The sequence below is a fragment of the Planktothrix rubescens CCAP 1459/22 genome, assembly GCA_904830895.1.
Classification (GTDB): Bacteria; Cyanobacteriota; Cyanobacteriia; order Cyanobacteriales; family Microcoleaceae; genus Planktothrix; species Planktothrix agardhii.
This window is the reverse complement of the sequence record LR882958.1, coordinates 601,099-624,912: the sequence shown is the minus strand read 5'-3', so window position 1 is coordinate 624,912 and position 23,814 is coordinate 601,099. Positions and strand designations below refer to the sequence as shown.

At 38.5% G+C, this 23,814-nt stretch carries 34 protein-coding genes; 18 read left to right on the top strand and 16 right to left on the bottom strand.

Features of this window, described 5'->3' with window-relative positions:
• The first annotated feature begins 120 nt into the window (after positions 1 to 120).
• Genes NMG86_RS03065 through NMG86_RS03055 form a run of 3 tightly spaced genes read left to right on the top strand, consistent with a single transcriptional unit; the run spans position 121 to position 2,857 of the window.
• The gene (locus NMG86_RS03065; protein ID WP_042155515.1) at positions 121 to 1,113 is read left to right on the top strand and encodes a LysR family transcriptional regulator; all 993 of its coding nucleotides are present in this window, start codon (positions 121 to 123) and stop codon (positions 1,111 to 1,113) included.
• Between the two features lie 53 nt (positions 1,114 to 1,166).
• Positions 1,167 to 2,279, top strand: a complete 1,113-nt coding sequence (locus NMG86_RS03060) for an anthranilate phosphoribosyltransferase family protein (protein WP_026788614.1) — start codon at positions 1,167 to 1,169, stop codon at positions 2,277 to 2,279.
• On the top strand, positions 2,276 to 2,857 hold the full coding sequence (locus NMG86_RS03055) for a molybdenum cofactor guanylyltransferase (RefSeq protein WP_026788613.1): 582 nt from the start codon (positions 2,276 to 2,278) through the stop codon (positions 2,855 to 2,857). Before NMG86_RS03060 ends, NMG86_RS03055 begins: the two co-directional genes overlap by 4 nt.
• A gap of 31 nt (positions 2,858 to 2,888) precedes the next feature.
• Here the strand turns inward: NMG86_RS03055 and NMG86_RS03050 are convergent, their stop codons facing one another.
• Positions 2,889 to 3,128 (bottom strand): hypothetical protein, encoded by a 240-nt coding sequence (locus NMG86_RS03050; protein WP_026798727.1) that lies wholly within the window; start codon positions 3,126 to 3,128, stop codon positions 2,889 to 2,891.
• A 500-nt stretch (positions 3,129 to 3,628) separates the two neighbouring features.
• Between NMG86_RS03050 and NMG86_RS03045 the strand changes: the two genes are divergently transcribed.
• Together NMG86_RS03045 and NMG86_RS03040 are read left to right on the top strand one after the other, a co-directional pair.
• Positions 3,629 to 3,970, top strand: a complete 342-nt coding sequence (locus NMG86_RS03045) for a hypothetical protein (protein ID WP_026788612.1) — start codon at positions 3,629 to 3,631, stop codon at positions 3,968 to 3,970.
• Positions 3,971 to 4,433: 463 nt separating this feature from the next.
• On the top strand, positions 4,434 to 4,625 hold the full coding sequence (locus NMG86_RS03040; RefSeq protein ID WP_026796983.1) for a hypothetical protein: 192 nt from the start codon (positions 4,434 to 4,436) through the stop codon (positions 4,623 to 4,625).
• 7 nt (positions 4,626 to 4,632) lie between these two features.
• Here the strand turns inward: NMG86_RS03040 and NMG86_RS03035 are convergent, their stop codons facing one another.
• Positions 4,633 to 5,673 carry a diguanylate cyclase domain-containing protein gene (locus NMG86_RS03035; protein ID WP_026794840.1) on the bottom strand — a complete coding sequence of 347 codons (1,041 nt, stop codon included), beginning with the start codon at positions 5,671 to 5,673 and terminating at the stop codon, positions 4,633 to 4,635.
• 179 nt (positions 5,674 to 5,852) lie between these two features.
• Between NMG86_RS03035 and NMG86_RS03030 the strand changes: the two genes are divergently transcribed.
• The 3 genes from NMG86_RS03030 to NMG86_RS03020 all read left to right on the top strand — a co-directional run bounded on the left by NMG86_RS03030 (position 5,853) and on the right by NMG86_RS03020 (position 7,988).
• A complete protein-coding gene (locus NMG86_RS03030; protein ID WP_026796982.1) occupies positions 5,853 to 7,133 on the top strand; it encodes a lipid-A-disaccharide synthase-related protein in 1,281 nt (426 codons plus the stop codon).
• Positions 7,134 to 7,334: 201 nt separating this feature from the next.
• Positions 7,335 to 7,538 (top strand): hypothetical protein, encoded by a 204-nt coding sequence (locus NMG86_RS03025; RefSeq protein WP_026796981.1) that lies wholly within the window; start codon positions 7,335 to 7,337, stop codon positions 7,536 to 7,538.
• A gap of 15 nt (positions 7,539 to 7,553) precedes the next feature.
• Positions 7,554 to 7,988 (top strand): HNH endonuclease, encoded by a 435-nt coding sequence (locus tag NMG86_RS03020; protein ID WP_237747578.1) that lies wholly within the window; start codon positions 7,554 to 7,556, stop codon positions 7,986 to 7,988.
• A 183-nt stretch (positions 7,989 to 8,171) separates the two neighbouring features.
• On the opposite strand, the gene NMG86_RS03015 is transcribed toward NMG86_RS03020, so the two are convergent.
• Positions 8,172 to 9,758 carry a GmrSD restriction endonuclease domain-containing protein gene (locus tag NMG86_RS03015; RefSeq protein WP_026796979.1) on the bottom strand — a complete coding sequence of 529 codons (1,587 nt, stop codon included), beginning with the start codon at positions 9,756 to 9,758 and terminating at the stop codon, positions 8,172 to 8,174.
• Between the two features lie 44 nt (positions 9,759 to 9,802).
• Here NMG86_RS03015 and NMG86_RS03010 point away from each other — a divergent pair, with 44 nt between their 5' ends.
• Positions 9,803 to 10,084 carry an NACHT C-terminal alpha/beta 1 domain-containing protein gene (locus tag NMG86_RS03010; RefSeq protein WP_420884299.1) on the top strand — a complete coding sequence of 94 codons (282 nt, stop codon included), beginning with the start codon at positions 9,803 to 9,805 and terminating at the stop codon, positions 10,082 to 10,084.
• Positions 9,972 to 10,238 (top strand): NACHT C-terminal alpha/beta 1 domain-containing protein, encoded by a 267-nt coding sequence (locus NMG86_RS03005; protein WP_420884298.1) that lies wholly within the window; start codon positions 9,972 to 9,974, stop codon positions 10,236 to 10,238. Before NMG86_RS03010 ends, NMG86_RS03005 begins: the two co-directional genes overlap by 113 nt.
• 99 nt (positions 10,239 to 10,337) lie before the next feature.
• Here NMG86_RS03005 and NMG86_RS03000 read toward each other — a convergent pair whose 3' ends face one another.
• The 4 genes from NMG86_RS03000 to NMG86_RS02985 form a co-directional block, all read right to left on the bottom strand.
• A complete protein-coding gene (locus tag NMG86_RS03000) occupies positions 10,338 to 10,601 on the bottom strand; it encodes a type II toxin-antitoxin system RelE family toxin (protein WP_026796977.1) in 264 nt (87 codons plus the stop codon).
• Complete coding sequence (locus NMG86_RS02995) at positions 10,594 to 10,872, bottom strand: hypothetical protein (protein WP_026796976.1); 279 nt, start codon at positions 10,870 to 10,872, stop codon at positions 10,594 to 10,596. Before NMG86_RS02995 ends, NMG86_RS03000 begins: the two co-directional genes overlap by 8 nt.
• 568 nt (positions 10,873 to 11,440) lie before the next feature.
• On the bottom strand, positions 11,441 to 11,707 hold the full coding sequence (locus NMG86_RS02990; RefSeq protein WP_026788604.1) for a Txe/YoeB family addiction module toxin: 267 nt from the start codon (positions 11,705 to 11,707) through the stop codon (positions 11,441 to 11,443).
• On the bottom strand, positions 11,704 to 11,928 hold the full coding sequence (locus tag NMG86_RS02985) for a hypothetical protein (RefSeq protein WP_026788603.1): 225 nt from the start codon (positions 11,926 to 11,928) through the stop codon (positions 11,704 to 11,706). The genes NMG86_RS02990 and NMG86_RS02985 overlap by 4 nt, the downstream gene beginning before the upstream one ends.
• A 358-nt stretch (positions 11,929 to 12,286) precedes the next feature.
• On the opposite strand from NMG86_RS02985, the gene NMG86_RS02980 reads away from it, so the two are divergent.
• Together NMG86_RS02980 and NMG86_RS02975 are read left to right on the top strand one after the other, a co-directional pair.
• Entirely contained in the window at positions 12,287 to 12,505 is a 219-nt protein-coding gene (locus tag NMG86_RS02980; RefSeq protein WP_026788602.1) for a type II toxin-antitoxin system HicB family antitoxin, read from the top strand.
• Positions 12,505 to 12,744, top strand: coding sequence for a type II toxin-antitoxin system HicA family toxin (locus NMG86_RS02975; protein WP_026788601.1), 240 nt, complete (start codon positions 12,505 to 12,507; stop codon positions 12,742 to 12,744). The genes NMG86_RS02980 and NMG86_RS02975 overlap by 1 nt, the downstream gene beginning before the upstream one ends.
• A 163-nt stretch (positions 12,745 to 12,907) precedes the next feature.
• Here the strand turns inward: NMG86_RS02975 and NMG86_RS02970 are convergent, their stop codons facing one another.
• Together NMG86_RS02970 and tnpA are read right to left on the bottom strand one after the other, a co-directional pair.
• Complete coding sequence (locus NMG86_RS02970; protein ID WP_144018189.1) at positions 12,908 to 13,219, bottom strand: hypothetical protein; 312 nt, start codon at positions 13,217 to 13,219, stop codon at positions 12,908 to 12,910.
• Complete coding sequence (gene tnpA / locus NMG86_RS02965) at positions 13,195 to 13,530, bottom strand: IS200/IS605 family transposase (RefSeq protein WP_199918606.1); 336 nt, start codon at positions 13,528 to 13,530, stop codon at positions 13,195 to 13,197. The genes NMG86_RS02970 and tnpA overlap by 25 nt, the downstream gene beginning before the upstream one ends.
• A gap of 44 nt (positions 13,531 to 13,574) precedes the next feature.
• Here tnpA and NMG86_RS02960 point away from each other — a divergent pair, with 44 nt between their 5' ends.
• A complete protein-coding gene (locus tag NMG86_RS02960) occupies positions 13,575 to 14,186 on the top strand; it encodes a zinc ribbon domain-containing protein (RefSeq protein ID WP_081693753.1) in 612 nt (203 codons plus the stop codon).
• A gap of 115 nt (positions 14,187 to 14,301) precedes the next feature.
• The gene (locus NMG86_RS02955) at positions 14,302 to 14,586 is read left to right on the top strand and encodes a YiaA/YiaB family inner membrane protein (RefSeq protein WP_026788599.1); all 285 of its coding nucleotides are present in this window, start codon (positions 14,302 to 14,304) and stop codon (positions 14,584 to 14,586) included.
• Between the two features lie 142 nt (positions 14,587 to 14,728).
• Here NMG86_RS02955 and NMG86_RS02950 read toward each other — a convergent pair whose 3' ends face one another.
• The 3 genes from NMG86_RS02950 to NMG86_RS02940 are packed head-to-tail and all read right to left on the bottom strand — an operon-like array spanning position 14,729 to position 15,740.
• Entirely contained in the window at positions 14,729 to 15,193 is a 465-nt protein-coding gene (locus tag NMG86_RS02950; protein ID WP_026796975.1) for a hypothetical protein, read from the bottom strand.
• A 5-nt stretch (positions 15,194 to 15,198) separates the two neighbouring features.
• Entirely contained in the window at positions 15,199 to 15,405 is a 207-nt protein-coding gene (locus NMG86_RS02945) for a hypothetical protein (protein ID WP_026796974.1), read from the bottom strand.
• Positions 15,405 to 15,740 carry a hypothetical protein gene (locus NMG86_RS02940; protein WP_026796973.1) on the bottom strand — a complete coding sequence of 112 codons (336 nt, stop codon included), beginning with the start codon at positions 15,738 to 15,740 and terminating at the stop codon, positions 15,405 to 15,407. The genes NMG86_RS02945 and NMG86_RS02940 overlap by 1 nt, the downstream gene beginning before the upstream one ends.
• Positions 15,741 to 15,929: 189 nt before the next feature.
• Between NMG86_RS02940 and NMG86_RS02935 the strand changes: the two genes are divergently transcribed.
• Entirely contained in the window at positions 15,930 to 17,342 is a 1,413-nt protein-coding gene (locus tag NMG86_RS02935; protein WP_026796972.1) for a helix-turn-helix domain-containing protein, read from the top strand.
• Positions 17,343 to 17,683: 341 nt separating this feature from the next.
• Entirely contained in the window at positions 17,684 to 18,385 is a 702-nt protein-coding gene (locus NMG86_RS02930) for a Uma2 family endonuclease (protein WP_026788597.1), read from the top strand.
• 128 nt (positions 18,386 to 18,513) lie between these two features.
• Here the strand turns inward: NMG86_RS02930 and NMG86_RS02925 are convergent, their stop codons facing one another.
• The 3 genes from NMG86_RS02925 to NMG86_RS02915 are packed head-to-tail and all read right to left on the bottom strand — an operon-like array spanning position 18,514 to position 19,614.
• The gene (locus tag NMG86_RS02925; protein WP_026794852.1) at positions 18,514 to 18,972 is read right to left on the bottom strand and encodes a ferredoxin; all 459 of its coding nucleotides are present in this window, start codon (positions 18,970 to 18,972) and stop codon (positions 18,514 to 18,516) included.
• A complete protein-coding gene (locus NMG86_RS02920; protein WP_026794853.1) occupies positions 18,972 to 19,358 on the bottom strand; it encodes a DUF1257 domain-containing protein in 387 nt (128 codons plus the stop codon). Before NMG86_RS02920 ends, NMG86_RS02925 begins: the two co-directional genes overlap by 1 nt.
• 46 nt (positions 19,359 to 19,404) lie before the next feature.
• Positions 19,405 to 19,614, bottom strand: coding sequence for a DUF2997 domain-containing protein (locus NMG86_RS02915; protein WP_026794854.1), 210 nt, complete (start codon positions 19,612 to 19,614; stop codon positions 19,405 to 19,407).
• Positions 19,615 to 20,171: 557 nt separating this feature from the next.
• Here NMG86_RS02915 and NMG86_RS02910 point away from each other — a divergent pair.
• Positions 20,172 to 22,526: a heavy metal translocating P-type ATPase gene (locus tag NMG86_RS02910; RefSeq protein ID WP_026796971.1), complete on the top strand. Its 2,355-nt coding sequence runs from the start codon at positions 20,172 to 20,174 to the stop codon at positions 22,524 to 22,526.
• Between the two features lie 10 nt (positions 22,527 to 22,536).
• Positions 22,537 to 23,112: a Uma2 family endonuclease gene (locus tag NMG86_RS02905; RefSeq protein ID WP_026796970.1), complete on the top strand. Its 576-nt coding sequence runs from the start codon at positions 22,537 to 22,539 to the stop codon at positions 23,110 to 23,112.
• Positions 23,113 to 23,171: 59 nt separating this feature from the next.
• On the opposite strand, the gene NMG86_RS02900 is transcribed toward NMG86_RS02905, so the two are convergent.
• Positions 23,172 to 23,810, bottom strand: a complete 639-nt coding sequence (locus tag NMG86_RS02900; protein WP_026796969.1) for a Coq4 family protein — start codon at positions 23,808 to 23,810, stop codon at positions 23,172 to 23,174.
• Positions 23,811 to 23,814 lie beyond the last annotated feature (4 nt).

Here is a 23,814-nt window from a genome sequence, read left to right as displayed (position 1 = left end):
CTATTTACTGTTTACTGATAACGGATGACTGGTACAGATGCGCCAATAGCCTACGGCATCGCTGCGCTCGGGCACGTCTCTACACCGATTACTGATAACTGATGATTGATAATTGTATTTATGCGTTTAGAGCAACTGCAATCTTTTCTGTCCGTTGCTGAGACTGGAAGTTTTCAACAAGCAGCACGGAAATCGGGTCTAACTCAATCAACAATTAGTAGACAGATACAAGGACTAGAAGAAGAACTCGGTTTACCCTTGTTTCACCGCACGACTCAAGTTAAATTAACAATTGGGGGTGAACGCTTTTGGCCCTATGCTCGCAAAATTTGCCAAGCCTGGGATAGTGCTAAAGAAGAACTAGCATCTCTGTTGATGGGAAAACAGCCGGAACTTTGTGTGGCGGTAATTCATTCGGTTTGTTCTTCCTATTTACCTCCGGTTTTACAGAAGTTTTGTTATGCTTATCCAGAGGTTCAATTAAGGGTAACTTCTTTAGGAAGTGATCGGGCTTTAAAAGTGCTTAAAGATGGATTAGTAGATATTGCTATTATTATGAATAATCGTTCTTTTACCGTCAGTGGAGAACTTTTAGTTGATGTTCTGTATCAAGAATCCATTCAAGTATTAATGGCGAGTAACCATCCCTTAGCCCAATATTCTCAAATTCCTTGGGATGAATTAATTCGTTATCCGCAAGTTGTTTTTAAAGATGGTTATGGAATGCAGCGATTAGTTCAAGAAAACTTTACTAAGGCCGGAGCCAAATTAAATGCCGTTTTAGAGTTAAATACATTAGATGGGTTTCGTGGAGTCATTCGTCAGGGGGAACTGATTGCATTATTACCATATTCTGCCCTAGTAGAAGCCAAAACCGATCCGACTTTGGCGGTTAGAGAATTAGCTTCCCCTTCCAAATCTTCGGCTTCTTCTGAGTTAATGGCTGAGGATGTAAATACAAATTGGACTCGTGAAGTGGTAATTGTGACCACACCCGATCGAATGCAAATTCCTCCGATCGCCTATTTTTGGCAATTAGTTCATGATTGTATTCCTAATCAAAGTAATGGCTCAATTCATGCTTTAAATCCTCAAATGCCTCTGTTAAAATAACCTTAGCGTAGATTGCTATAGTGGATAATCTTACAATTTAAAACTTTATCAACATGAGTGATCGATTTAGGGATTTACTTCGTCAAGTGGGCAGTGGTACTCATACCAGTGAAGCATTAACCCGTTCTCAAGCGGCCGAAGCCATGAGATTAATGCTATTAGAGGAAGCAACTCCGGCTCAAATTGGTGCATTTTTGATCGCCCATCGCATCCGACGCCCGACAGGGGAAGAATTAGCCGGAATGTTAGATGCTTATGAAGAAATTGGCCCTCAACTTCAGTCTGTTACCTCCGCGCCGTTTGTATTGGGTTGTCCTTATGATGGTCGGTCTCGCACGGCTCCAATGGCCCCCTTAACCGCTTTAATTTTAGTTACCGCCGGGGTGCGGGTGATTTTACATGGGGGTCAGCGAATGCCCACCAAGGAGGGAATTCCTTTAATTGAAGTTTGGCAGGGGTTGGGTTTAGACTGGTCTAAATTATCCCTAGCACAAGTACAAAAGGTTTTTGCAGAATTGGGTTTGGGATTTGTTTATCTTCCCCAACATTTCTTAGCAGCAGAAAAGTTAGTTACCTATCGTCGAGAAATTGGTAAACGTCCCCCTTTAGCGACGATGGAATTGATCTGGAAACCCTATTTAGGACAAGCAACAGTGGTTTGTGGGTATGTACATCCGCCCACAGAAACCATGTTTAGAGAAGCTTTTCATTGGCGTGGAGTAACGGATTTTATTACGGTTAAAGGGTTAGAAGGAAGTTGCGATTTACCCCGCGATCGCACTTGTATTATTGGGCTGCATCAACCGGGTCAACAAACCCAAATAGTTAAAGATCCTACAAAAATATTAACAAAAAATCCTATCTTAGATGATGTTTTCTTTGAACGGTTATTATTACATCCCCGGGATTATGGATTTGACGGTAGGGAAGTTACTCTGTCCTCAACTCCGATTTTAATTGAACAAATTCAAACGGTTTTAAAGGGTCAAAGTAGTGAATTTATGAAAGCCACACTGTGGAATGGGGGTTTTTATCTCTGGCGTTCTGGGGTGTGTCAAGATTTAGAATCAGGATTATCAATGGCTGAATCTCTACTAACCCAGGGGAAAGTTCAGGCTAAATTGCAGGAGATTCAAAATTACTTTTTTAACGGGGATTTGAAATGAATGATCTATCTATTGCTGCTTTAATTCTAGCTGGAGGTCAAAGTTCTCGCATGGGTGAGGATAAGGCTTTTGTTCTCTATGAAGGAAAACCCCTGCTTCAGCGAGTTTATGAAGTGGCGGCTATCTGTAGCCAAAAAGTATATATTGCCACACCTTGGCCGAAACGGTATCAAACTCTATTAACCGAGGATTACGAAGTTATATTAGAGAAGGAACCGAACCAAGGGCCATTAATCGCCCTATCCCAAGGATTATCACAAATTCCCTTTGATTGGATTTGGTTATTAGCCTGTGATTTGCCGCGATTAGAACCTGCTATGATTCAACATTGGCAAACCCGTTTAACCGTTCTCCCCGATACAATTTTAGCCGTTGTTCCTCAAACCCAGTCCCGTTGGGAACCCCTATGTGGGTTTTATCGGCGTTCCGCCTATGACCATTTACAAGGGTTTATGGCTCCCGGCGGTCGATCTTTTCAACGCTGGTTAGGTCAAATTCCCATAGAACCGATTGAGCTATCGGAAGCAGAATCACAAATGTTATTAAATTGCAATAGACCGGACGACTTAAAACCTTAAAAAATAATTAAATTATTAATTAAATTTTGTATCAACAAAGATATTTCATTCGGTGGGGTTCGCGTTCAGGTTGTTCGTTTTGAGGATATCTAATAAAGGAGTCGTCCTGAATACATCCGTAAAACTGTGAAAGTGGTGTTGCTTCCATTGGTTTAGGTAGGTTAGTGTGATAGACAATGATCACCTCGATATCCATATTCTGTACATCAGGTAAGCGAACTTTCAAAAAACCATCACTACCGATATGAGATTTTAACTTGATGCTGTGCATAATTTGACACTCTCAGGTCTGAAGACACGCTCGATTCTGCGGACAGAATTAGTTTAATCTAATTCTCGCTACGACTGCCGCATATCGTCTACTGAGTTGATTAGGTAAGAAACCCGATCTTCCCGATACTTTTACTTTTGAATCAAAACACTTTCACCAAGCCATCACTAAGCCAAGTTGCGGTACGCTCTGCAATCTGCCATTGTTTACTCCTTGCTTGTCATACTGCCGTTAGAATTAAATCTAACCGTTGTTTCAGGGGAGTCGGGATTTCTCCGATACTAGAATGCTTCAACACGCAGATGTTTATTATTCTTACTTGTGTTTTTTGATTCTAGCACATCCTTTTCTTATGAAGACCTGCCTACGTCTACTTGTGAATTTTTGCAAAACCCGATCTAAAATCCCAAAAATCTGGGTAAGTTGTAAGTAAATTTACTATCTTCACCCAATTTACCTGCTATAACCAACAAATACTTAAAAATGGACAGGAGGAACCAATGGTATACACCTTTGATTTAGTGGGTGTTTCTCCCATTCTTGCCTTTTTTTATGAACAACAGGAATTAAACCAACAACCCGCCCCAGGGGTTGAATACTTGGGAAATCACAAATGTACCCTTGATACCTTTATTGAGTCTGTACAGACGGTTTCTCCTCAACGGGGCTGGAATGTCGATCAAGTGGTCGATACGGTAATTCACTTCTGGATGAATAACGCCGACAGCATCCAATATTGGAAAACTCGCCTAGAGGACGCTGGACAGCAAAATCTATTAGTCGCCAGGGTCGCCGATATCAAATTCCTCCGTAATACTTTTGAATCCCTACTGGAAAACTGATAAAAAAAGAGTGATGCTGCTTCGCGTCTGCTGGTGCATCGCTCTTGAGTTTTTTTCAGTCAGATGTTGGACAGTCTTTTTTTGTTATACAAAACTTGGTTAAACTTATCTAAGTCTCACCATTCAACTTCCCCCGTTCGACAAGTAAAGAGGGTTTGGTATCCAAACCCCCACAATAAAATATTACAACCTATTTAGGATTGCTAGATATACAAAAAATAGTACATATACCCCCCCTGATGGGTGACTCCCCGCTCCCCAAATCCTCAAAATGGAGCGAAGATAAAACACATTACTCAGAGTGTCAGATCCAGAAGCGGTCAATTCTTATGTGCATCGACCGAAGCCGCTTCCCATATCCCTCGTGCAATTCTCCAGGGTGTGATCGGGTTTTTACTACCTTGTTATATCCCTATTCTGTTCAATCAAAGCATCTATTTTCATAGCCATCAGGGGTCATCTCATGAAAAATATTATTGTTTTATTAGGACTTGTTGCTTCTAAAAGTTTTACCGTGTTTTCCGTGGCTTCTGCCCACGCAGTCCCGTCCAAATCCGAGGTAAATCAAACCACCCTCGATCATTGGACAACACTGAGTTACACCGGGAAAAATGAGGATGGAGACACAGAACAGATCGATACTAAAAAATCTTAAGCTATTTCTAACGCCAATGGACTCCCACCCCAATGCGATCGCCACCTTGCTGTTTAGCCTCCTGTAGAGCTTCTTCGGCAACGGTAATCAAAGGATGTGGGGGTAATTCCGGTGCGGGAATAGCTGTTGCTACCCCCAAACTCAAAGTTAGGTAGGGACTGATCTCAGATTTAGGGTGAGAAATTTCCAATTGTTTAATTTTAGCTCTAATTAACTTAGCAACTTCGATCGCCCCAGTCCTATCTGTATGGGGAAGCAAAATTGCAAATTTTTCCCCACTATAACGCCCAACTAAATCGGCTGGACGTTTAATACAGGTGCCCATAGTTTGAGCAATATTTTGTAAACAGATATCTCCTTGATCATATCCATAAACTTCGTTATAACCTTGAAACCTATCCACATCTGCAATAATTAAGGATAAATATATTCTTTCCCTGGCTAAACGTTGCCATTCTCTTAATAAATATTCATCGAAATAAGGACGATTTGCTAATTGAGTTAAGGGGTCAAGCCGACTCAAATACTTTAATTTATCCGTTGTTGTTTGTAACTTCTGGCTAATTTCCTCAAGTTTACTTTCGGCGACTTTACGCGCTAATATTTCTTGTTCTAACTGAAGCAAAGACTCGCTTAAAACCTTCTGATTTTGACGGTAATTCTGGATATTTTTAATTCTAAGCATAATTTCTTGAGAATTAAAAGGTTTTCTGATATAGTCATAATAGCCGCCATAGTCTAAGGGAATAGAATAGCTATGATTAGAATATGAAATTAATAAAAAAATACCAATACTTTGTTGATTATTTTCACAATATTGAGAAAAATAGTTAAGACTTAATCTTTGATCTTCAAGTTCTGAACAATCCCAAAAAATCAGATCAGGAATCTTGATCTGTAAATATTCTAAAGCCGCAGTTTCATTTAAAGCCCTTCTAATTTGATACCCTTGCTGACCTAAAATTTCCGATAGAATTTGTACATCCTGGTCATCATAATCAATAATCAAACAATCCAATGGGGGAAATTTTTGGGCAGGTAAAATCATATAATTTAATCAGATTAAATCAGGTTAAAAAACAGAATTGATTCATCAAGTATCCGCATGATCAGTTAAGAATAAATCACAGTTTTTTTTATCAGTAAAAATCTTGGGTTTATTTATTTAACTGATAACTGATAACTGATAACTGATAAAATATTACAACCTATTGAGGAAGTTAGACCATGACTGTCAAAATTCTATCGGTGAGTAATGGTCATGGGGAAGATGCGATCGCCGTTAGGATTTTACGAGAACTCCAAAAACAGCCCCATCCCCCGGAACTCGCCGCCTTACCCTTAGTGGGACTAGGACAATCTTACACTCAACTAGACAACGTTCCCATTATCGGATCAGTAAAATCCCTACCTTCTGGGGGTTTTATTTATATGGATAAACACCAACTCTGGCGAGATCTACAAGCAGGGTTATTTCCCTTAATTATTCAGCAATATCAAACAATTCGTCAATGGGTAAAACAAGGGGGAATAATTCTCGCCGTCGGGGATATTGTGCCTTTATTTTTAGCTTGGTTAAGTGGGGGAAATTATGCTTTTATCGGAACAGCAAAATCCGACTATTATCTCCGTGATGAACAGGAAAAATTACCCCTAACCGGAATGTGGAAATGGTATAAATATTCTGATTCAATTTATTTTCCTTGGGAACGTTGGTTAATGAATCATTCTCGGTGTTTAGGGATATTTCCTAGGGATACTATAACAACTGAAACCTTACAAAAATATGGGATTCCGGCGATTGATTTAGGAAATCCCATGATGGATAATTTAGAACCTAATATTGATAATTCTAATATTGATCAATTACAGCAGCGATCGCTATTCATTACAATATTACCCGGTTCCCGTTCTCCAGAAGTTAATCGAAATTGGGATATAATTTTACAAGGAGTAGATGCAATTATTCAAAGCTCGATCCGATCAACAGAAAATCCGATCCCTAGCTATCAAGAATTGGTGTTTTTAGGTGCGATCGCCTCTAGTTTAGACCTGCAACCCTTTTGTCAATCTCTGTCGCTTCACCAATGGCAAGAAACCCCAGATTTAAGATTACCTAATCTTAACTTTCCTTGGGGTCACGGAGAATTAATTTTTTCTCAAAAAAATGCTATATTAATCTTGACAAATCAAGCATTTAATGATTGTTTAGCTTTAGGGAATATTGCGATCGCCATGGCGGGAACTGCAACAGAACAATTTGTCGGTTTAGGGAAACCAGCGATCGCAATTCCGGGCGAGGGGCCACAATTTACCCCCACCTTTGCTAATAATCAACAGCGTCTATTAGGGCGATCATTAATTATAGTAGAAAATCCGATAGAAATTCCTGAAATATTGCGATCGCTTCTTCTTAATTCCGAGCAATTAAAATTAATAGCAGAAAACGGAAAACGTCGCCTCGGACAACCAGGTGCAAGTCGTCGTATTGCCCAATACCTACCGTAGTAAGCCCTTCAGGGCTTAATCCATATTTACTGGTAAATTTATTACTCATAATTAGGATTGATGAGTCAGCCCTGAAGGGCTTACTACAAATAGGTAATAATCTGGTGATTTATCCGGCGTTGGTTTGGGGAAGATAACCGCGATCGCCCCTGAAACGACTAAAATAGAATCACAGAATTACAGACTGAGGCTAACTGTTCTATGCCCGAAATCGTCGAAATTCCCCTAGAACTGACTCGCTTTCAACTGTCGCCAGCAGTTCAATCCCGTTTGCAATTTCTCTTAGATCGTCAGGATGAAGGTTACACCCTATCTCAAGCAGAACAACAGGAAGCCGAGGGACTGGTTGAATTGATGGAATTTTTATCATTGCTACAGTTACGTTCAACACGGGTGAGCCAGTAATTATTAATGACAAAGATGACCGCTTCTCTCCGTCGATGGGTGATTCAACGAGCTAATAACCGTTGTGAATATTGTGGCATATCTCAGATTGGTCAAGTCGCTACATTTCACATCGACCACGTTATTCCTGTTGTTGCAGGTGGCGAAACCACAGCAGAAAATTTAGCCCTTGCCTGTGTTTCCTGTTCGCTTCGGAAGGGCGCACGGCAGAAAATTGAAGATGCAGAAACGGGTGAAGTTGTCTATATTTTTAATCCGCGTCAACAGAGATGGAATGCTCACTTTGCTTGGAATGGTGTGGAAATGATCGGGTTCACGGCGACTGGTCGAGCAACGGTGCAAGCCCTTGATTTGAATCGGTCAAATATGTTGACAATTCGGGCCGAAGAGGAATTACGGGGTCGTCATCCACCCCCGGAAGATATCAATCCTGTAGACCCTAACTTGTAGGTAATTCTTGAAGAAATTTTCCATTTTATTTATTCAATCATTGGATTCTAATGAGGCAAAATGGTCTAACAGCAGTCGATGGATGAAAATGTAGCCACCGCCTACTTTTTGCAAAAAGATGCCGAATATCTATCGTAGTAAGCCCTTCAGGGCTTAATTCATATTTACTGGTAAATTTATTACTCATAATTGGGACAGTTCTTTTGCTTTTTGAAGCAACAATTCAGATCTTAACCTTAGAAAACTCTCATAGTCATCATCCTCGAACGCATTGGCAGGACAGAAATGCGTCGCTATTATTTCATCGAAAATTTTAGTGTCAGCAGGCATTAGAAGACGGTATTTGCTAGGTGGTAGATTTTTGATTTTATTATTGTCAGTTCGGGCAAGTAATGAAAAGTTTGCCAAACAATTTATTTGGTTATCTTTATACTTGTTCAGTCCTTCCAAGTAATCTTTTGGAAAAATATGATGAAATTCATTTCGATTACCTAGGGATAAAACCTTTTGTAAAGATACATTTGTCCCTTGAATAAAGTTTAATGGTTTTCCCTGTGCTAAAAGAAGAATAAATGTACTTGTTGCAACTGAAGACATTCGGAAGGAGTAATTGAGAAAGAAACTGGTATCTAAGGATACGTCAAAGTCTCCAAGTGTATGAGGTTTGCCTGCCTTCAGGTTTTGGACTTCTGCCAAATCTATATCGGTACTCTTAGCTCCTCCCCTTGCATATCTTTGAGAAAAGCACGCACGCCAAAACCATTTTTTGATAACTTTGTATTGCTCTTGAGAGAAAGGAGGGGGTTGTTTCTGTGACGAAGCAAAGAATGAGGTTAAAACGGCTAATATGTTTTCCATTGGTAAAAGCTTAAGAGAGAAAACATTTAGCTCAGTCTTCAAAAAGTCAATAGCCCGAGATATGCCTCTGCGGATTTCCTCAAATTTGTCTCGTACTGCACTACCAGGAAGTTCCATAAAACCTTCTGGATTGGCACTATTCATTACTACCGCAGAGCAGCATTTGAGGAGTAAATCAGAGCCTACCTCTTTAAAGCCGAATGGTTCCAATTCTTCAGCAACTTCTCTAAACTTCTCTGGTAAGTCAAACTCTACACTCCAGTTCCAAACAGATAAAAGCTGCAAAGTATCTAATTCAACCCCTTTCCTATTAATCCTCTCAAAAACGGTGGCAACGTATTTCGGTTCTTCACTTTCAAATCGTTCTACAGGAATTCTAGCTTTGGTAAATCTGTCTACTAGCTCGTCTATCTGTTGTGCTAGATTCTCATCTAAATTTCTAGTAGCTTTTCTATAGTTAGGAGAGTCGAAAACATACTTGAGCGGAAAAAATTTTGTTGCATCATAATTTGTAGAATCTTCCAAATATTGAAAGGGAACGGATTCTTTGCTATTTAGTTCAAAGAACAGATTAGTCCAATCAGTATTCTCGCTATCTCCAGCAGTAAGATAATTTTGAAATATACCAAAAATAGAGGTTATTCTCTGCTGCCCATCAAGCACATAATCTATTGGATATTCCAAATCATTCTCAGGAAGTTTATAAGGCCCTAGATTCCTTTCAGTTCGTAAACAATTTCTAGTTCTCCAAATTAATACAGAACCAAAAGGAAACTCTTTATAAATACTGTCTATAAAGAGGGAAACCCGATCTGAATCCCAAACAAAACCCCGTTGAAAAGACGGAATTCTAATCCTTCCCCTCTGTACATCATTGATTAAATCTTTAATAAAGTAGTAAGTTTCAGCCATAGAGAGTTAATTTGAAGTTATCCTTATAATTACAGCATAGGGATATCCCAATAGTCAAACTCGCCCAACTCCTGCAAGCCCAACTCACCGAAACTAACCTCTACCAAACCCTCCAACTCCTCTGCATCGACGGTAGCAAATTCGATAACCGCGATAACCCCGCCGCCGATATCTACCTGCAACTCGTCAAAAAACACCTCTGCCCCAAATCCACTGAGGGCATCGCCCCGCACCCTCACCGATCTCAAAATCTATTGGCAACTCCTAGACTGGGAAAAACACCCCATCCTCATTTTCTACGAAGAGGCAAAATCCCAAGGTTTTAGCCAAACTTTTCTCGATTCTCTCACTCGCTTCGACGCTACAATCTGCGTTATTACCGACTCACCCCATCCCAATATTCCTACATTCTCACCCCAAGATCCGCACCTGATTCAAACTATTATGAATTGGCTGCAAAGGACTGTTTTAGAAACGTAAATTTGTAGAGTGGGTCGATCACGCCGGATAAAGGGATTTTAGACCAACCGGAGGTTATTGATAGCGCGATTGCGTTGCCGTCCCCTAGGGAATCGCATTTCACGGTTCATAAGCCTCACTACGATGCGCTATCGCGACAACAAAAACCTGAACCACTTCATCTTCTACCGAATAAATGACCCTATAATCTCCGATTCGATAGCGATAGTACCCTGCATAATCTCCCTTGAGGGCTTTAATATTAGGGTGAGATCGAGGATTTTGCTCTAGCTGCTGCAAACATCGGGCAATTTTCTTAGCTCGGGCTTTGGGAGCGTTAGCATAAACCTTTTGAGCATCAGGATGGAGGAGAACTTCATACATCAGAGCGAATGTTTCTCCAGCTTTTATAATGGGTTTTAGGGGTTGCTTGATTTTGCTTAACTCGTTCGAGCAATCCAGGAATTGCCAAGAGTTCCTCGGTTGCAGCTTCGCTTTCGGCATAAGCCAGGTAAGCAGCAAAATCAGCAAGCACCTGTAATCGCTCTGGCGATAGTTGCTTAAGTGACTCATTAAGCTGGCGTTGTAACTCCGTTACAGATATCGCAACCGCCGACGACTTATCCGACATTGGGGAATTATCTGTAGTATTCATAGGTGTTTTACCACTTCAATGTTTAGTATCTTTTGCCACTTTTCGGCACACGATAACTGCCGCCGTTGAGCCAATAATTCAGGATTTGACATAAAACAACCTTGAATCCATTTTTCCATCTTACCACTACCCCAAGGATTTCACGAAACCCGCCGCCGACATCTACCTGCAACTCGTCAAAAAACATCACTGCCCCAAATCCACAGAAGGCAAACCCTGTAACCTTGCGTGGCTAACGGACAAATCCCTAGAAGCACCGTTAAAAGGCTTTCCCCCCATCAACCCAATCTGTTATCTGCGATTTAAACTTGGTTAGATGAGGCTTGAGAAGATAAGAAACCGGGTTTCTGCAACAATTTTTGTGGCTTACCCAAGATTAAATTAAGAAACCCGGTTTCTGTTCTGGGGAACTTTCTCACCCCAAGACCCGCACCTGATTCAAACTATTATAAATTAGTTGCAACGCACTGTTTTAGAAGCTTAACCTATAACAGAATAGGGGAATCCTCGGCTGTGTGAATAGATGAAAGTAATAAATTTTAAGCCTTTTAGTCTGCCCACTCTACCACTATTCATTGTAATGATACTTACAAGCCACGATCGCAATTTCTTCATCCGTAACTTGGTAAACTAAACGATGTTCATTATCAATACGTCTTGACCAAAAACCACTTAACTCATATTTCAGAGGTTCAGGTTTACCCAATCCTTCAAACGGCGATCTGTCTATATCTTTAATCAGTTCGACAATTTTGCGATAAATCTTTTTGTCTAATTTTACCCACTCAGTAAAATCTTCAAAGGCAGAAGATTCAAAAACAATTCTTCTGCTCATTGTAAATCGGGTAAGTTAACTTCAACTAAATTTTGCCGATTTTTCACGTTATCAACGGCTTGCAAAAGTCGATTTTTATTGACTTCTGATTTCAAAAGGTATTCAGTTTCATCAAATTGTGAAACAATAATTTCAATCTCTTTATCTCCAAAAGTCGCTTTGATTTCTTCTAAAATATTAGTATCTAGTTCGCTGGCTTTTAACCGATAAACTGTTGACATTGTTTTTCCTTGTTTTCGATTCTGATAATTATCTTAGCACCACTCGTCAAAAAACACCACTGCCCCAAATCCACAGAAGGCAAACCCTGTAACCTTGCGTGGCTAACGGACAAATCCCTAGAAGCACCGTTAAAAGGCTTTCCCCCCATCAACCCAATCTGTTATCTGCGATTTAAACTTGGTTAAACAAGACTTGAGAAGATAAAAAACCGGGTTTCTGAGACAATTTTCGTTCAATAAATAGAGGTTTTGAGAGAAACCCTGTTTCTGACCTCATCCTACCCCCAATGAAGCTATAATCAAGCTAGAATATTAGCAAAACTTAATCCTAATCTAATTTGATCCAAGTTATTTTTTAATGAAAAATATCAAAATCATTGTGGAAAAGCACCCTGATGGTTATATTGCCTATCCGTTAGGGATTCAGGGAGTTGTAGTTGGTGAAGGTGATACTTATGAAGAAGCTCTAAATGATGTGCGATCAGCTATTTTATTTCATATTGAGACTTTTGGAGAATCGGTGCTAGAATCTGAATCCTCAATCCTCGAAGCTTTTGTCGCCGAGGCAAGCGTATAATGGCAAAGTTTCCAGTTGATGCTCCCAAATCAAAGGTTATTAAGGTACTTGAGGGTTTTGGATTTTCAATAGTCAGGGAAAAAGAACATATTTCTATGATTAGACAAAATCCTGATGGCACAACTACTCCTTTAACTTTGCCCAATCATAAACTGATTAAAGGTTCTACCCTCAGAAGTATCTGCACTCAATCTGGTATCTCACGAGATGATTTTATTGCTGCTTATGAACAAGTTTAGGAATATATTGGCTTTTTCCCTGATCAACCCAACCAGAGAATTAAGAAACACGGTTTCTGACCTCAATCGTAGTAAGCCCTTCAGGGCTTAATCCATATTTGCTGGTAAATTTATTACTCATAATTAGGATTTATGAGTCAGCCCTTCAGGGCTTACTACAAAATTACTGAAAATAATGATAAAGATTAGCAACGGTTAAATCGGGTACTTCTTGCCAATTTTTAGGGGCTAATCCATTTAAACCTGTGGCGATCGCTTTTTCAAAAATATAAGATTCATGATCCCGGCGTAATTCAGGTTTAACGATAAATTTTAATTGATCTTGTAAAGCCGAATAGTGTGATTTTTGTTGTAAATCCTCATAGATTTGCATTTCTAAAGGTTTAATAGTTATGTCATTTTTTGATAATTCAAAATTAACTGATTCCGATGTTTCCGATTCTAACATTCCTAACTCTTTTCGTTCATCGTCCACAAAGAAGGCAGTTTAAGTAAATGAGGAAATTCTTTTCTTAATATTCTTGATGATGCCCCTTTGATTCTAAACATAATTTGATATGGGGCAACTAAAGGGTGGCAACTAATAAACAAATGCACATGATCGGGCATTATCTCCAGAGCTAGGACATCACACTCTAGCTCTTTTGCTTTTTGGTAGATAATTTCTTCCAATCTTCTACTGACTTCATTGACTAATACCCTTTTCCGTCTTTTAGGACAAAAGACAAAATGATAGTTAATCAGGCTCACTGATGTGTTTTTTCTTTTGTACTGATTTTCTGTCATTGTCGATACACACGATTCATCAACCTTATGTTATCATGGTTGGCATGACTAAGATAACTCGGACGATCAAATTAAAATTCGTGGATCTCAACCGTTGTAAAGCTCAAATGTTTGAGCAAATGACGGAAGAAAACACACGGATTGCTAACAACCTGTTGTCATTGCCAATCAAAGAACGGCGTAAAATGACGACAGCTAAGATCATGTCCGAGTTAAAATCTGCCTTGGTTAATCAAGTCATTCGACATACCACTTCTGGTCAATCTCGACATAATTGGTCTTATTATTCTCTGGAGCAAAAACTTAATTATAAGTTAGCTCTAAAAGGATTGAAATTAATTAAAAGACCTGCACCGTATACTTCTAAATCTTGTTCAACTTGTGGTGTTATTGGCAAAAGAAATCGGCATGATTTCAATTGCCCTAATGGTCACTACCATAATTCCGATCTTAATGCTGCACGAAATCTATCTCAATGGGATGGTTTTTCATGTGATTTGAACCTAAAGAGAGATGCTTCTGTAATGGATTCATCCGGTTTAAATTATGGGGTGCTTGGCACACCCCTGAACTCGATGAATACTGGCAAACAAGAGTACATTCAACTGTCTCTATTTGACTGGGCTAGATACGAGAATCCCACCCCTTTAGCGTAGCGTAGGGGTGGGAGTGTCAATTAGACAGTTTCTAAAACTGTCCATGGTGGCTCAGGGGTTTTGTGGCTCAAAACTACAATATTATTAACAATAACGCCCCAAGGAATTAACGGTTATGAGCAATAAACAAATGTTGGCACAAAAAGATACATCCGCTTGGATTCTTCAAGTTTGGCTATCTTTTATTCTGGCTGTATCCACAACCGCCGTCGGGATTGCTTACCTTCCTGTAGATATTTGGGTGAAAGGATTTATGGGAATGGGTTTAACTTTTTCGGTGGGGTCTTCTTTTACTTTAGCAAAAACTGTTCGAGATAATCATGAAGCGGACAAATTATTATCTAAAGTTGATCAAGCTAAGTTAGAAAAATTATTAGCTGAATATAATCCGATGAAGTAATTGTGTTGATAAAGAGGTTATATTTCTGAGTAAAAATTTTAGCAATTTTAATCAAATACCCATCCTATAAAAATGCTAAATATTGCATCTATACAGGATGGGTTAAAAGTTTTTATTGGAATCAATTCAACAGACTTAATTTCTAGTTTTCCGTAATATAAATATATCCATTACGGTAGGGTTTCTTCTTCTGTTTTTCTCCAATATCAATTAAGTATTTTCTCAATTCAAGAATTTGTTGTAGGGTGGAAAATTTAGGACTGGATTCAATATCCATAAATTCCTGACTAGAAAGATCCTGAACTAAACTCTTGAGATAATGGGTTAATTTCTCTCCTAGTTGATCAAGATTTAGTGTTTCTAAATCTTTAAGAGGAAAAATATAAGCCTTCCCAGATACAGGAGAAAGATAAGATCTGTTTTCTATAGCTGGTTTATCTGATTCAACAATAGCAACTTCTTGAAAGCTCTTTACGGTTTCTTTAACTAAAGTTTCTAAATCAGGGATATTGATAGAAATGGGAGGATCTACCGATTTAAGACTATTATAATCTAATCTTGATCCTTCTAACTTGAGATTGATAGCAAAGCTAATCAGGTAGCCCATAAATTTTAGACTGTGTTCTCTCTAGCAACAATTGTAACTTTAATGGGATAGCTATTAATGGCTTGGTAAACTGTTTTTGCAGCACTTCGACAGCGTACAATTAATTCTTTTGCATCTGGATTTGTTCGGATAGCTGCTCCCACAATTCCATCTAAATCAGGACGACTTAAATGACGATCTTTAAATTCCAGAGCAATTTTATGTGTAGCCATTAATAATCTCCATCAATAATGATTGTTTTAAGTTTTCCGGCTACAATACGCGCTCCGTGTTCTGTAGGAGCTACAATTCTAATAACACAATCTATTCCTCCATCTTTGCCATATCGTTTCTCAATGATAGATTCAGTTAAAATGTTACCCTCAGCATCAGTAAAATCAACCGTTTGGAAATTTTTCAGCCGTCTCATTAAACGTTTGATCTCATCATGCTCAAACTGATAACCTCTTTTGCTGGGTGTGAGCTTTGCAGGTTTAACTTCTTCTACAGGAATAAAACGAAGGTTTGAGAACCATCCGGTAACAAAAGTAAGAGCTTGTTGAAACATTTGTAATTTAGGTAAAAGGATTTACTGGTATCTACCTAATATTATCTCTCTGGGATATATAAAATGACAACTAAAATTTGTCTGATTTTGTTATGAATTTTATCTTTTTTAAGATGCTATTTTTATAAAAATGTCATAAAATGTTAGATAATGTTAACCCAAGGTCAAATTTGTTAGAATACTCGGCTTATGGACACACAAAGTATGATCAAGTTAACGGATAATATTGTATTTGCTAAAACAGGCAAACACTTAGACAATTTACAAGAAGCGGTACTCTGTGAGACTCTCAAAGGCCAGAAATATCGGAAAATTGCTGAGGATTTGCACTGTAGTCCAAGTTATATTAGAGATGTTGGTTCAAAATTATGGAAAATCCTTTCAGACGAATTCGGTGAAACTGTGAAAAAATCGAATGTAAAAGTAACGCTAGACAGAAACACAGTTTCTAATGTTTCTAATTATGGCAATTTTGTACAACAGTTTGGTAATGTTAATCAATTTTGTCCAGATAATAAATGTCTCCCCGAAACAAAAAAACACCCATCATCATCAACAGTTGATCCTCAAAATTCTAACTTTAAACAACAAATTGATTTAAGAGATGCACCGAACTTAAATCAATTTGTTGATCGCACTGAAGAACTAGCAACTCTCAATAATTTTATCTTAAAAGAACGGTATCGGGTCGTAGTAATGTTAGGAATGAGTGGAATCGGAAAAACAGCGATCGCTCGTCAACTCATTGAACAAATTAAAACAGAATTTGATTGTATTTTTTGGCGAAGTTTGCGAACATCTACGCCTTTAAAATTATTATTAAAAGATTTAATAAAATTTTTGAATCCCACAGAAGTTGATAGCTCTTTAACCGGAGATGATCAATTAAGATTATTAATTGAGAGTTTACGAGATCGCCGTTGTCTGATTATTTTAGATGATATTCAATCTATATTTAATCCTAGACAATTAGCCGGAGAATATAAACCGGGTTATGATGATTATGGAACCTTATTTCAACTGTTTGCTGAATTTCCTCATAATAGTTGTTTACTCTTAAATAGTTGGGAACCTCCTTTAGAGCTTTTGAGATTTAATCACGATGATTCATCAGTTCAATTTTTACAATTATCTGGACTCACAACCGGAGGAATAGAACTATTTAAACAGTTGGAATTAAAAGATGAGGAAAACTGGTTAGAATTAATTCATATTTATCAGGGAAATCCTTTGTTTTTAAGATGCGTTGCTCAAACTATTAACCACTTATTTTCAGGGAAAGTTTCTGAGTATCTTAAATATGAACCCGTATTTTTAGGAGATGAAATATTAAAGATATTAACACCACAGTTTCAGCGATTATCTGATTTAGAAAAACAGGCGATCGCTATTTTTTGTTCTGAATCATCTCCGATTAATATTTCACAGCTAAGTCAAAAATTACCGATTTCTACAACGGACTTATTCAAAGTCATTTTATCCTTAGAAAGACGGGGATGGATAGAAAAAAGTGATGAGAATGATACAGCTAGATTTAATATTAAATTCCTACTCCAACAATCTATCGCTGATCTTAATAATACTAAATCTGAATTAAGCTAATAATAATCGTCCTTTAGGTTCAGGGATAGAACGTCCTAACTCGTCGCTCGAAATTTGTTAATTTCTCGTTCCAATGCTCTGCATTGGAATGCTAATTTTGAGGCTCTGCCTCAAATAATAGGAGGCGGAGCCTCCATAAATAGCATTTCCAGGTAGAACCTGGAAACAAGAGGAAACAATACCAAATTTGTTCTAAGTTTAAAGTAAATTGAGTCATAGTTCTGATTAGAAAGCTATGGGATTATAGTTATTATAAGTGATGTATCCAAAGGCGCAGCTAGAGCGATCGCTATTTTGATAAACTATAATAAAAAAACAGTCATCCTAACGGACATTCAATAATGTCTATTGTTGAAGAACAAATTCAAACCCCAACACTTCTCCCTGAAGTGCAATTTCCGCCCAGTGATTTATTGAGTCAGGAGCCTCCATTGGAAAGCGAACTCCATCTCCGCCAAATTCTACTTTTACTTAACTCGTTAGAATGGTTATGGCAAAATCGAGATGATTTTTATGCGATTGGCAACTTAACCATTTATTATAGTCAACGTCAAAAAAAATCCGAAGAATTTCGCGGGCCAGATTTTTTTGTGGTTTTGGGAACTGAACGAAAACCCCGTAATAGTTGGGTTGTTTGGGAAGAAGATGGCAAATATCCTAATGTCATCATTGAAATGTTATCCAAAACAACGGCTAATACTGATCGCGGAGAAAAAAAAGAAATCTATCAGGATGTTTTTCGTACCCCAGACTATTTTTGGTTTGACCCAAAGACTTTAGAATTTGCCGGATTTCATATTGTTGAGGGTCAATATCAACCCATTCCACCCAATGAAAATGGCTGGTTATGGAGTCAACAATTAGACCTATTTTTAGGGATTCTTGATAATAAATTACGATTTTTTACAATAGGAGGAGAATTGGTTTTAATGCCTGAAGAAGTTGTTATTCAAGAACGACAACAACGAGAAATGTTACAGCAACGGGCTGATAAGTTAGCCGCTAAACTCCGAGAATTAGGAATTGATCCTGAACAACTTTAAAAGGATTTAATACTAAACCTTCCTGATTAAACGGAAGATTAAAATAGGCAAAAGCAGAATATTCTCCTTTTGCCTAATACCAATTAAATGAATAAAAAAAAAGGCAGTTTTAGCCCGCCAGAAATCAGTTATTCGGTTAAAGAATTATCTTGTTTCCGTTTTTGTTTCTGACGTTTCCGGTTAGCTAAACCCGCTTCTACAGGGAAACCAACCACAGGAATTACCTGATCTTGACGTTCTACTTCCAAACGTTTTAGTTCAGTGTAATCCACCCAATTAATACAATTAACCGGACAAGTATCAATTGCTTCCTGTATTAACACGGATGTATCGCCATCCTGTCTAAATACCCGCGCTCGACCATAATCTTCTTGAATAAAAAAAGTATTCCGAGCGACGTGGGAACAGTGTTTACACCCGATACAGGTGAGTTCATCCACATAAACCCCTTTTTGCCGCAATACACCGCCGAGTTCCGGTTCAAGCCCAGAACGTTCCGGTGCATTTCGCAAAAATCCGCCCAATTCTGGTTCTAGTCCAGAACGCTCGGATACGGGATCAGTTAGCGATACAGACCCATCAGACATTAGGCACTCCAGCGTTGTAAAACTAAGCGGATGGAACCATCTTGATGATTTTGTTGTTCTGAAACTTGAAACCCTTGTTTGCTGGTTTCGTTAACAACGGTGTGGTAAGCATAGCGTTGAGTGATTTTGCTTAAAAACCGATCAACGGGAACTGCTTGTTGCCAAAATTGTAAATCAGCAACAAACTCATATTCTTGGCCATTCCAAGTAAAACCTAAGTCATAACCGTTGTCTTGTTCAATGACTACTTGGGCGGGACGGGTTTGACCTTGATAACCGCGAACCTCTTTTGGGCCAGCTTTCCAGTCAATGCCCAGATCACTTAAAGCAGTTTCTAATGAGGTCAGATTCCGAATTTGGGTCTTAATTTGGCTAAAGTGTGACATAGTTAGCTATTTTTAACGAGATTTTCAGTGAACTCAAAAACAGAATTTACCAATGGCTCGAACCGACTTGGGTTGTCGCGGTCTCGGACTGTTGTTGGGTACGGGCGTAATATTCAGAAGTGGTTTCCTGAGTTAGTACGATACCTAATTCGGCTTCCAGGGCGGCGGTTACTTCCGCACAGGAAGACCCAACAATGCCAGTAACTTTCTCCTGCACACGGCCATCTGGATAGATGATGAATTCTAAGGTTTCCATTATGCTAGGGGAATGGCGAGGATATACACCGACGGTTGACTGTTCAGCGACAACTGACAACTGATGATCCCTTTGTTGATTAAGGTTTGACTCGAAAAGTCCGTACATCAATTTTGACGAATGGATCACAAAAGAGTCACAACTTAACAAAAGTTATTAATACTTGAAGCAGTAGGACAATTATATGTTAAGTTTATCCTAAATTTACAATCCCAGTCTTAAGAAAATCCTCAGAAACCTTTATAATCTGGGAAGGACTCTTGGTGAGCTTTTTTCTTAGCCCCCGCAATTGATTATTAAGAGAATTTGATCTACCCTCAATAGGGAAGTGATTCGTAGACAATGGTTCTACAGATCCCCCCTAACCCCCATTAATAAGGGTTAGATCCCCCCTAACCCCCCTTAATAAGGGGGGAATTAGATCCCTTAACCCTGCTTTTTAAGAGGGAATCAAATTCAAAGTCCCCCTTTTTAAGGGGGATTTAGGGGGATCTAATCTAGGATTGACACGAATAATTCCATTATTTCTTTGATAAGTACCAACAATCCCAACCTTTATGCAGCTTGCTCCTAAACCTCTAACCGACGAAACTTTAACCCCACCCCCAACCGAAACGATTATTTTAGATGTTTCTGGGATGCAGTGTGCGGGATGTGTGAAAGCTGTGGAACGTCAACTACTCCAACAGTCGGGGGTGATTTCTGTTTCTGTGAATTTGGCGACGGAAGTGGCAAGGGTTGAATGTGCGGCGAACCAAATTAACCCGGAAAGTCTGGCTGAAATTTTAACAAATACCGGGTTTCCCACCCAACTCCGTAATTTAACATCTTCAGCTACGGAAAAATTAAAGGAGCTACAAGAAAGACATCGCCAGGACATGGGAAAACAAATTCAACGGATTGTTACCTGTGGTCTGTTATTGTTATTATCAAGTATTGGACATTTACATCATTTTGGCTTTCCCCATATTCATCTATTAAGTAATATTTGGTTTCATTGGGGACTCGCTACTATTGCTTTATTATTTCCTGCACGTTCTATTATTATTGATGGCGGACGCAGTTTATTAAATAATGCCCCCAATATGAATACATTGGTGGGACTGGGAACCCTCACCGCTTATTTAACCAGTTTTGTCGCCTTATTATTTCCTCAATTGGGTTGGGAATGTTTCTTTGATGAACCTGTAATGTTATTGGGGTTCATTTTATTAGGAAAAACCCTAGAACAGTACGCTCGACAAAGAGCCGCCACCGCCTTTCAATCTTTAATTGCCTTACAACCAACTACCGCCCGTTTAGTCGCACCTCAATCTCAGGATAATGCAATTTTAAATAGTGTGGAAATTCCTGCCGAACAAGTTAAAGTTGGGGAATGGTTACAGGTATTACCTGGGGAAAAAATAGCCGTTGATGGGGAAATTAGGTTCGGGAAAACAACCGTTGATGAATCAATGTTAACGGGGGAATCTATGCCAATTTTAAAACAAATTGGTGATGATATTTCGGCGGGAACTATTAATCAAACCGGAGTGATTTTAATTGAAGCAACCCGCACGGGTTTCGATACTACTTTAGCACAAATTGTACAATTAGTTGAAACCGCCCAAACTCGCAAAGCCCCGATTCAAAAATTAGCCGATATTGTCGCGGGATATTTTACTTATTTTGTCATGAGTTTGGCGGGTTTAACCTTTCTATTTTGGTATGGGTTAGGAACTAGAATTTGGCCGGATGTAATTCCCTTGGCGGGAATAGAAATAGCCACGAATGCTCCTTTATTATTAAGTTTAAAATTAGCCATTGCGGTGTTAGTAATTGCCTGTCCCTGTGCTTTGGGATTAGCCACACCAACGGCTATTTTAGTCGGTTCGGGAATAGGTGCAGAAAGGGGATTATTAATCAAAGGCGGGGATATTTTAGAACGGGTACATCAACTGAATATCGTTGTTTTTGATAAGACCGGAACCTTAACTACAGGTTCTCCCATGGTCACAGATTGTATTACTATTTCTGAGTTATCACCACAACAAATATTACAATTAGCGGCAACAGTAGAACAGGGTTCAAATCATCCTATTTCTGAAGCTATTTTAAGGGAAGCAAAAGAGCAGAATTTATCGTTATTAATGGCATCGGATTTTCAAACCGAACCCGGTTTAGGGGTTTCGGCTATTATCGAGAATCAAACTATATTTGTTGGCAATTTAGCTGGGTTAATTGAACATAAAATTAACTATCCTGAAACCTTACCGGAATTTTTAGGAAAAACGATAGTTTATGTTACAATAGATGGTAAAGTTGTCGGGTTAATGGCAATGAGTGACCCCCTCAAAACCGATGCTAAATTAACGGTTTCCCAGTTACAAAATCTGGGGTTACGGGTAATTTTATTAACTGGCGATCGCCAATCCGTTGCCAATGCGATCGCAATTGAGTTAAACTTAAAATCAGAGGATATATTTGCCGAAGTCCGACCGGAAGGGAAAGTTAATCTAATTCAAACCCTACAACAACAGAATCAAGTTGTGGCAATGGTGGGAGATGGGATTAACGATGCACCCGCTTTAGCACAAGCTGATATTGGAATTGGGTTACAAACCGGGACGGATGTGGCGAATGAAACCGCAGATATTGTGTTAACGCGAAATTCCTTAATAGATATCGTTGACTCCATCCAATTAAGTCGCGCCACCTTTAATAAAATTCGTCAAAATTTATTCTGGGCATTCGGTTATAATGTATTAGCAATTCCCCTCGCGGCTGGTTTTTTATTCCCTCAATTTGGAATATTATTAAGTCCTTCAACCGCCGGGGCTTTAATGGCATTAAGTTCCGTTACTGTTGTCACCAATTCCTTATTATTACGTCGTCAACTCAAAAGTTGTTGTGCTTCAGCACAATCTTTATAGGGAAAAAATCATGTTAACTGAAATTCAACAACGCCATTACACCCCAGAAGAATATCTGGAATTGGAAGAAAAAGCAGACAGCAAAAACGAATATATTGATGGAAAAATTATTTCTATGGTAGGCGGTACACCCAATCATAACGATATTGCGGGTAATTTTTATGCGTATTTAAAATTTGCCCTCAGAAACCAAAATCATAAAATATTTATCAGTGATATTCGTCTATGGATACCCCATTATCGGATTTATACTTATCCTGATGTGATGGTGATTTCAGGAGAACCTATTCTTCAAGAAAACCGAACCGATACTGTGATTAATCCTTTAATAATTGTTGAAGTTTTATCCCGAAGTACAAAAAACTATGACCAAGGAGACAAATTTGACTATTATCGGTCAATTCCTGAGTTTAAAGAATATATTTTAATTGACCAATATAAAACCTACGTTGAACAGTTTACTAAAACACCTGAAAGTAAATGGTTACTAACAGAGTACCATTCTCCTGATGAAATTTTAAGTTTATCTTCTATCAATTTTCAAATCCCGTTAAATGAAATTTATCAAGGGATTAATTGGGGGTAAAATAGGGATATTCAAGAACTATTGTTAGCCTTATATTTTATAGATGTAATAGATAAAGACTAAACAGCAATATCCAAAGAAAGGCGAATATCTTCCAATGGTTTTTCCCAGAGACTATTCCATTGAATTCCAAATAGGGGTTTAGCTTTTTTTCCCATAGTCCATCCTTTCGTTAAAGCATCCATAATGGATTCACAAAGCTCCATTTCTTGAATTGCAGTCTTGAGTAAATTTTTAGAGAGGAGTGACAAAAATAGACGGTCATAATGCAACTGCGCTACATAAAAAGTTTCTAATTTAACCTCACCTGACTTATCAATATCACTATCGGTTACAATGTGCCAAATATCATGAGTTTCACTAAGATGAATTTTTAAATAAGAGAAGTCATTGTCTTCTATTCTTTCAACAGGAACAGGTTTTAAATTATTCTTGAGCATCATATCAGAATAAATGTAACCCAAAGTATTTTTAGGTAACTCATGAAGCTGATGTAAATCAATATTACCCAAAAGGATACGTTCTTTAAATGCACGTTCACCTTGAGGACTTTGACGCAGAAAATTGACAATTTCCTCTAAAGTAGAATCATCATTAATTTCCTTAGAAAGTTTTCCAATTCCTGAAAAATCTCCATAAGGAGCTTTAACAAGAGCTAAAAAACTATCAAAAATTGCTGCCTGTTTATCTTGAGTCATAGTA